This is a genomic window from Sutterella massiliensis, assembly GCF_016899755.1.
GTDB classification, from domain to species: Bacteria; Pseudomonadota; Gammaproteobacteria; order Burkholderiales; family Burkholderiaceae_F; genus Sutterella; species Sutterella massiliensis.
Map to the genome: position 1 here is coordinate 146,876 of NZ_JACJJC010000006.1, position 8,370 is coordinate 155,245.

Below are 8,370 nucleotides of genomic sequence, written 5' to 3' on the forward strand. Positions count from 1 at the left end.
AATTCTTTCACATAACATCGAAGAGGATTGTGTTTCCCATGCGCATCGTCATCGTGGGCGGCGTTGCCGCCGGCATTACGGCCGCTACGCGCCTGAAGCGCCTCCAGGAAGACGCCGAGATCGTCATTTACGAACGCGGCGACCGGATTTCCTTTGCCAACTGCGCGCTGCCCTACTACGCGGGCGGCGTCGTGCGTCCCGAGGGACTCTACGCGGCAAAGAGCGAACGCCTTGAGGCCCTTTACGACATCGAGATTCGCGAGCGCCACGAAGTGCTCTCGATCGATCGCGACAAGAAATGCGTGCGCGTGCGCAATCTCCAGACGAACGAAACGTTTGACTCGCCCTACGACCGCCTGATTCTCGCCACGGGCGCCGACGCGCGCATCCTGCCGATCGAGGGTCTGCGCGAATGCGCGCACCCGCTCTGGCGCCCGGAAGACGCTCTGCGTCTTGAAGAGAAACTGGCCCGCACCCCGAACTGCCGCGTCGGCATCATCGGCGGGGGCGCCGTCGGCCTCGAGACGGCAGAAAACGTCGTTCGCCGCGGCGGCACCGTGCACCTCCTGGAATACGGCCGCACGATCATGGGCCGCAACGATGCGGGACTCTCGAACGCGTTCATTCGCCTGGCCGAATCGAAAGCGAAGAATCTCTTCATTCACACCGAAACCTCCGTCACGAAGGCCGAAAAGCTCGAAGACGGCACGATTCGCCTCACGCTTTCGACGGGTGAATCGCTCATCGTTGACGATGTCATTTCCGCCGCAGGCGTGATGCCGCGCTCGCAGCTCGCGCGAGAAGCGGGGCTCGAACTCGGTCCGCGCGACACGATTCTCACCGACGCCTTTATGCGCACGAGCGACCCGTCGATTTTCGCCGCGGGCGACGTGGCGACGAGCCCCGATCCGAACACGGGCGCGATGCGCCCGATGATGCTCGCGGGCACGGCCGTCAAGGAAGGCCGCAAGGCTGCCGATACCGTTGCAGGCCTCACGCCGCGCCCCGTCCCGGGCGGCTTCGGCACGAACGGCATTTCGCTCTTCGGCACGCTTTGGGCGTCGACGGGCAAGAGCGAACAGGCGCTTCTGAACGAAGGACTCGTTGCGCACAAGGACTTCTTCCGCGCAACCGTGATCGGGCGCAACCACGTCGCCTGGTACCCGGGCAGCGTCGATCTCGTCTTTAAGCTCCTCTTTGATAAGGACGGACGAGTCCTCGGCGCGCAGGCAATCGGACGCGAGGGCGCCGACAAACGCATCGATGTCGTGAGCACCGCCATGCGCTTTAATGCAACCGTGCACGACTTGGCCGAGCTCGACCTCTGCTACTGCCCGCAGACGGGGAGTCCGAAGGATCCCGTCAACACGGCGGGCCACATCGCCGAAAACATTCTCTCGGGCCTTGTGCGCTTTATCGAGCCCGCAGAGCTGCGTGTTCTCCTTGCGGGTGAAACGCCCTACCTCGGCGACGACGTTACGCTCGCTCGCGGCGTAACGCTCCTAGACGTACGCGAACCGCAGGAAATCGCTGAAGACGCAATCGATGCGCCGCGCCTCGACATTCCGCTCGGCGAGCTGCGCGAACAGATCGACGAAGTGCCTGCCGACAAGCCCGTCGTCGTCATCTGCCGCTCGGCCGTTCGCGCCTATGCCGCTGCGCGCATTCTTGCGAGTAAGGACCCCGCCCGCGCGGTCTTCGTGCTCGCGGGCGGCATGCGCTACTGGCACCTCACAGCGCCGCGCGGCTAAGGCATTGCGTTTTCCGGGACTGTTTGCGCTGCACGGGCAGCCGCAGGCAGTCCCTCGATCGCCCACTCGAAAACCCGCCTTTTGGGCGGTTTTTCTTTTGATTGAACGCGATACAATTCAAAGATTCGAAAAAATTCCGCGGTCGACAGCCGCTCGCCCTGCGCGGTGCGCGCTGCGGGCGGCGCCGGCCGAAAACGCTGAAACCGACTCCTTGGAGAAAAAACAAAAATGGCTCATGTTGTCTGCGAAGCCTGCATCGGCTGCAAGCGTACCGACTGCGTCGACGTCTGCCCGGTGGATGCCTTCCGCGAAGGCCCGAACTTCCTCGTGATCGACCCCGACGAGTGCATTGACTGCGCCGTGTGCATTCCCGAATGCCCGGAAGCGGCCATCTACGCCGAAGAAGACGTGCCGGAAGATCAGCAGGAGTTCATCGAGCTCAACGCGGAACTCGCGCGTGAGTGGCCCTCGATCACGCATCGCAAGCCCGCCCCCGACGATGCCGACGAATGGCGCGGCAAAACCGGCAAGATCCAGTTCTTGAAGAAGTCTTGGGACTGAGAGCGCACTGCACTCGCCCGAGCCGCCTGCAAGAGCCCGTACGATCCACTTGATCGGACGGGCTCTTCTTTTGGCCCGCGTTTGAATCAACCGATCCGCAACCGCGATACAATTGCGGAAAACTATCGATTATTGCGAATCGATTTCATTCACCAGACACCATGCCGCAGACGCGGACCATCCAGCATGCAGACCATCAAACTTCTTGAGAAACGCGCCGCCGCACCGCGCCTCTTCGTGCTGCGCTTTGAAAAGCCCGAAGGTTTTACCTTCAAGGCCGGGCAGTTTGCCCGCCTCGGCCTCGCGCTCGAGGGCGAAGCCGAACCCGTCATGCGCGCTTACTCGATTGCCTCGGCCTCGTCGGCCGAAACGCTCGACTTCTTTGTCACGGCTGTCCCGGAAGGGAAACTTTCGCCGCGGCTCACGGCGCTCGAACCGGGCGAAACCGTGCTGCTTGACGGTGAAGCGCAGGGCAATCTGCTCCCCGAACGCATTTCGGGCGGCGATACGCTCTGGCTCTTTGCAACGGGTTCGGGCCTCTCGCCCTTCGCCTCGATTCTGCGCGACCCCGCCGCACGCGGTGCGTGGCCCGAGATCGTGCTCGTCGAGAGCGTGCGCAAAGCCGAAGAAGCGGTGCTTGCCCGCGAGCTTGGCGGAGAACTCAAGGATGAAGCGAAGCTGCGCGTATTCGTTTCGACGACGCGTGAAACCGATCCGTCGCGCCAAGGCGATTTCTGCGAACGCATTCCCGCACTTCTCGCTTCCGGTGAACTCGAGCGCGTCGTCGGGCGGACGCTCGACCCGACCCACGCCCGCGTGCTGCTTTGCGGCAACCCCGGATTTGTCGACGCAATGCGCGCCGAACTCAAGACCCGCGGCATTGTGTCGCCGCGCTTCGGCCGCCCCGGACAGCTTGTCGTCGAAACTTTCTGGTGATCCTTTGCCTCTTTGAGCACATTTGCGTTCGCTCGACGCTAAGATCACGCTTGTGAAGCGCCCGAATGCGGCAAAGACCGTCGGTTCGGGCGCTTTCTTTCCGACTTTTTACTTCGCTGCAACACACTAAATTTCTTGACGTCATGACTGCGCAAAACGCCGGCCTTTCCCCCGCATCCGCCGTTTCAGCTCGAGCCGAAGCCATCGATCGGCTGCTTCCTCAAACGCAGTGCCGACAGTGCGGCTTTGAAGGCTGCGCGGCCTACGCTCGCGCCATTGCAGAGGGTCGCGCCGCCATCAATCGCTGTGCGCCGGGCGGCGCGCGCGGCATTGCGAAGCTTTCCCGCGCAACGGGAGAACCGGAAGTGCCGCTCGACCCGGAGTACGGTCAGGAGATGCCTTTTGCCGTCGCGCACGTGCGTGCGTCCGACTGCATCGGCTGCGGCTGGTGCGCCAAGGCCTGCCCGACAGACGCCATTGCGGGCGCACCGAAGCATCTGCACGGCATACTCGTCGAGCGATGCACGGGCTGCGCGCTCTGCGCACCCGCCTGTCCGATGGACTGCATTGAGTTCGTTGAAACCGGCACCATTTGGAGCGACGAAGACGCCGCCCGTGCCAAAGCGATGTTTGAAGAAACGTGGGCAAGACGCGTCAAGCGACGCGCCGAAGAAGATGCACGCCTAAAGCGCCTTCGTGCCGATGCGGGCGAAAAGGAAGCAATCGAGCGCAAGAACTTCCTTGCCGACATCATGGCGCTCGCGAAAAAAGGCGCAAAGCGCTGAACCATTCACGCCGACCGCGCACTGAAGAACCGCCAAGCCCAGAGAGAAACAGTCATGATCAAAAAAGCCGACCGCGCCGCCTTCATGGGGAAGCTGCGCGACCGCTTCCCGAACCCCGAATCCGAACTGGCCTTCACCACCCCGTTCGAGCTGCTCGTTGCCGTCATGCTCTCGGCACAGGCAACCGACAAGGGCGTCAACATCGCCACGGCGAAGCTTTTTCCCGTCGCGAACACGCCCGAAGCGATGGTCGAACTCGGCGTTGAAGGCCTCATTCCGTACGTAAAGACGCTCAACCTCTTTCGCACGAAAGCCAAGCACATCGTGGAAGCGAGCCGGATTCTCATCGAAAAGCACGGCGGAGAAGTGCCGCGCGACTTCGCTGCGCTTGTTGCGCTCCCCGGGGTCGGGCGCAAAACCGCCAACGTCGTTCTGAACGTTGCGTTCGGCATGCCCACCATCGCCGTCGACACGCACATCTTCCGCGTATGCAACCGCACGGGCTTTGCGCGCGGGAAGACCCCCGACGAAGTCGAAGCGAAACTCCTCAAGATCGTCCCTGAAGAGTTCCGCCTCAACGCACATCACTGGCTGCTGCTCTTCGGGCGTTACTGCTGCAAGGCGCGCAACCCCGAATGCGAAGGCTGCCCCGTCTCGGCATTCTGTTCTGCGCCCGAAAAGAAGGCGCGCCTCAAGGCTGTGGAAATCGGGCGCCCCGGCGAAGACGCTGCTGCAGCCGCAAAGCCCAAAGCGACGAGAAAGCGCGCAGCCAAACCGGCAACAAAAGCCTAAAAGCACACCGGCGCCGCTCGAAGAGGGGCATCAATGTCCTTCCGTACGCGAGCAGGCTTCAACGGCATTCGGCACTTTCGCTTCGTGCGATGCGCGCGAAGCTTCGCTCTCGACCTTTTCCTTGAGGAATATGGCAAGCAACGCGAAGGCGCCGATCAAAAGGAGCGACACCGAGAGCGTGAAGGACGCGTCCCAGCAGCCTGTGGCGTCGCGAAGCATCCCGTGGATGACGGGCGAAAAGGTCGCGCCCGTCATGGAGACGGCGTTATAAAAGCCGAACGCGCTCGAGCGCAGATTGTCGGGCGCCGCATCGGCAATGAGACTCGTCAGTATCGCATCGATCCCGAGCTTACCGGTCATGCCGTAGAGTACGAGCGCCAGGGTCGTCGCCCAGACCCCGTCGGCGACCTTGAGAAAGCAAAGGCTCCCCGCCGCAATGGGAAAGAGAATGACAAGAAGCTGCTTGCGGCAGCGGAAGCGGTCCGCCACCCAGGCCCAGCCGAGCGCGGCGGGAATCGCCGCCCAAGTAATGGAAGAAGCGAGCCAGCTCAGAACCGACTCGTTCAGAAGCTTCGTTTCCCGCAGAAACACCGGCACCCACGTGGTCATCATGAGAAAGACCATCATGTCGATGAAGCCGAGAATGAGAAGCGCAACGTAGGTGCGGTTTTTAAAGAGCAGCCCCAAGCGCTTCAGATACGGCATCTGCGCGCTCTGCGAATTGGCGGCCCGTTGCTCGCGAGGCGCATTGTCCTTCGGTACAAGCCGAATGACGGCAATGGCGGCAATGAGCGTCACTGCACCGTAAATCGCGCACGGAATGCGCCAGCCGAGATCGAGGTTGTAGGCGAGAAGGCTCGCACCCGTGAGCCCGAGTGCGATGCCGATCGGCTGCCCGCAGCAGATGATCGAAAAGCCGAGCGTGCGACGGTGAGTCGGGATGAAGCGCGAAGCGAGCGCATACTGCGGCCCGTAGTAGCACGATTCGGAAAAACCGGCGCAAAAGCGCAGCGCCAAAAGCATCGCAAAGCTTTCCGCGGTGCTGTAGAGCGCCGTAAAGACGCCCGAGAGAACGATGCCGACAATGAGAATGCGCCGGCAGCCGAAAACGTCGGCAGCGATGCCGACCGGAATCTGCATGAGGCCGTAGACCGCGAGGAAGACCGTCATCACGAGACCGAACTCGGCGTTGCCGACGTCAAATGTCGAACTGATGAGCGGCTGCATGGGGTTGAGAAGCAGCCGGTCAGCCGCAAAGCACATCCAGCCGAAGAAAAAGAGCGCGACGAGCGCCCCCCACGAGCACACGCCGCCCGAACACCCGTGCGAAGCATCAAAAGTGGCCGATTTTCGCATGCCGTTTCGCCATCCCTTTTATTGTTCCCTAGGATCCGAATTGTAGACCTTTTATTAACTTTCTACGCCTTTAGATCTAGTCCAAGGTAGGTGTGTCTTTCGTTCTGTCGTCAAAGGAGAATCCGTGACGCACAGCTGCTTCGAAGCGATGTTTATCGGGATCTCGTGCTTTCGTAAACCGCACGGATGAAGCACGAATAAGGCACTCAACCTATGCGACCCCGTTTTGCGTCGAAAAACCTTCACATAGCGCGATCCCGATGACGGGCAATGACAGTGCGCCACAAGAACCCGCACATAGAATGGATCGTGGATCGCTTCAAAAACGTGCGTCCCTGCGCTTACTTCCCACGCCGAGACCTCCGGATTCGGATAAGCGCCACGGGCGGCGGACAGCTTCGGCTTCGCCTGCCCCATTTCGGCCAACGAAGCGCAAACGCATCCTTTTCAAAGAGAAATAATCATGACAACCTGCGACTGCAAGAACACCTGTACTCCCACGCCCGTTTTCAGCCAAATCGGCAAGCCCAAGGGCAACTCCATCATCCAGGACATTCTTGCACTCGCAAGCCGGCCTGAGGTAATCAGCTTCGGCGGTGGTCTGCCTTCCCCCGAAGGCTTCCCGCTCGAAGCCGTCAAAGAAGCCGCAGACTGGGTGATCGACAACCAAGGCCGCCGCGCGCTCCAGTACTCTGCCGTTGAAGGCGTGATGGAACTGCGCACCGCACTTGCGCATTGGGAAACTGAAAACGGCGTGCCGACGAAGCCCGAAGAAGTACTCGTCTGCTCGGGTTCGCAGCAGGGTCTTGACATGATCGCCCGCCTCTTCCTCGATCCGGGTTCGAAGATGCTTGTCGAAAGCCCGACCTACCTCGGCGCGCTTCAGGCCTTCCAGCTCTCGCAGCCCGAGTTCGTAGAACTGCCTTGCGACGAACAGGGCCTCAATCCGGCCGCCATGGGTGAAGAATGCCGCGGCGCTCGCCTCGCCTACGTCATGCCGACCTTCCAGAACCCGACGGGCCGCTCGATCGACGTCGAACGCCGCAAGCTCTTGGCGGAAAAGGCGCGCGAATACGATTTCTGGATTCTTGAAGACAATCCCTACGGTCAGATCTACTACGACGAAAAACCGGCGCTTTCCATGCGTGCTTTTGCGCCGGAACGCACGATCACGCTCAACACGATGTCCAAGGTACTCGCGCCGGGCTTCCGTCTGGGCTACTTCATGGCGCCGAAGATCATCATCGACGCGCTCTCCGAAATGAAGACTGCCATAGACCTGCATACCGCCACCTATACGCAGCTCATTACGGCCCGCTGCCTCGAGCTCGATCTGATGAAGAAGCACCTGCCGTACGTGCGCGGCATCTACAAGCAGCACGCCGAATGCATGCTCAATGCGCTTGAAACGTATCTGCCCAAGCACCCGCAGATCAAGTGGACGCACCCGAAGGGCGGCATGTTCATTTGGCTCGAACTGCCGGAAAATGTCGATGCAACCGAACTTCTGAAGGCCTGTATCGCTGCAGAGGTGCCTGTTGCCTTCGTGCCGGGTTTCGCCTTCTACGCCAACCATCCGAAGCACAATACGGCGCGTCTGTCGTTCGTAACGGTCCCCGAAGAGAAGATCGTTGCAGGCGTGAAGACCATCGCCGAGACGCTTCAGAAGTTCCTTTAAGGAAAGTATCTCGCCGTCCTAGCGGCCGCCCTTGCAGTCACTGACGGTCGATGAAAACAGAAGCCGCGATCGAAGCCCAAGCGATCGCGGCTTTCGTTTAGGCAAGCGATTCAGACAATCGACGGCTCTTCAGAACCCAGATAAGACGAAACCCCTCGAGCGCTGAGCATCGAGGGGTTTCTTTATGGGGAGCCTGGCAATGACCTACTTTCACTGGAAATACAACCAACTATCATCGGCCCTGAAGCGTTTCACTGTCCTGTTCGGAATGGGAAGGAGTGGTTCCGCAACGGTATGGTCGCCAGGCTGAAAACTTTGGAAGGAAATGACTGCAGGTTCCGACTGCGCTTCGATTCTTTCTGGAAATCCTCTTCGAGCTTCGACTCTTCAAGGCTTCACGGTTATAGGATCAAGCTGCACGAGCAATTAGTATCGGTCAGCTAAACGCCTCGCAGCGCTTGCACACCCGACCTATCAACGTCCTGGTCTCGAACGACTCTTTAGGGAGGTC

Annotated in this window: 7 protein-coding genes and 2 rRNA genes; 6 read left to right on the top strand and 3 right to left on the bottom strand. The window is 60.7% G+C overall.

Annotated features, from left to right (window positions below; all coding sequences use genetic code 11):
- Positions 1 to 38 precede the first annotated feature (38 nt).
- The 5 genes from H6A60_RS05430 (at position 39) to nth (ending at position 4,825) form a co-directional block, all read left to right on the top strand.
- A complete protein-coding gene (locus H6A60_RS05430; RefSeq protein WP_205102392.1) occupies positions 39 to 1,751 on the top strand; it encodes an FAD-dependent oxidoreductase in 1,713 nt (570 codons plus the stop codon).
- Between the two features lie 228 nt (positions 1,752 to 1,979).
- Positions 1,980 to 2,312: a ferredoxin FdxA gene (gene fdxA, locus H6A60_RS05435; protein ID WP_205102393.1), complete on the top strand. Its 333-nt coding sequence runs from the start codon at positions 1,980 to 1,982 to the stop codon at positions 2,310 to 2,312.
- A 186-nt stretch (positions 2,313 to 2,498) separates the two neighbouring features.
- On the top strand, positions 2,499 to 3,248 hold the full coding sequence (locus H6A60_RS05440) for an FAD-binding oxidoreductase (RefSeq protein ID WP_205102394.1): 750 nt from the start codon (positions 2,499 to 2,501) through the stop codon (positions 3,246 to 3,248).
- 143 nt (positions 3,249 to 3,391) lie between these two features.
- Positions 3,392 to 4,033, top strand: a complete 642-nt coding sequence (locus H6A60_RS05445) for an RnfABCDGE type electron transport complex subunit B (protein WP_205102395.1) — start codon at positions 3,392 to 3,394, stop codon at positions 4,031 to 4,033.
- Between the two features lie 57 nt (positions 4,034 to 4,090).
- Positions 4,091 to 4,825 carry an endonuclease III gene (gene nth, locus H6A60_RS05450; RefSeq protein WP_439145077.1) on the top strand — a complete coding sequence of 245 codons (735 nt, stop codon included), beginning with the start codon at positions 4,091 to 4,093 and terminating at the stop codon, positions 4,823 to 4,825.
- Positions 4,826 to 4,855: 30 nt separating this feature from the next.
- On the opposite strand, the gene H6A60_RS05455 is transcribed toward nth, so the two are convergent.
- Positions 4,856 to 6,181 carry an MFS transporter gene (locus tag H6A60_RS05455; RefSeq protein ID WP_205102397.1) on the bottom strand — a complete coding sequence of 442 codons (1,326 nt, stop codon included), beginning with the start codon at positions 6,179 to 6,181 and terminating at the stop codon, positions 4,856 to 4,858.
- A gap of 463 nt (positions 6,182 to 6,644) precedes the next feature.
- Between H6A60_RS05455 and H6A60_RS05460 the strand changes: the two genes are divergently transcribed.
- Entirely contained in the window at positions 6,645 to 7,859 is a 1,215-nt protein-coding gene (locus H6A60_RS05460) for an aminotransferase-like domain-containing protein (RefSeq protein WP_205102398.1), read from the top strand.
- 191 nt (positions 7,860 to 8,050) lie between these two features.
- Here the strand turns inward: H6A60_RS05460 and rrf are convergent.
- Both rrf and H6A60_RS05470 read right to left on the bottom strand, forming a co-directional pair.
- Positions 8,051 to 8,165 (bottom strand): 5S ribosomal RNA (gene rrf / locus H6A60_RS05465).
- A 99-nt stretch (positions 8,166 to 8,264) separates the two neighbouring features.
- Positions 8,265 to 8,370: ribosomal RNA gene (locus H6A60_RS05470) — 23S ribosomal RNA — on the bottom strand; the annotation flags it as partial.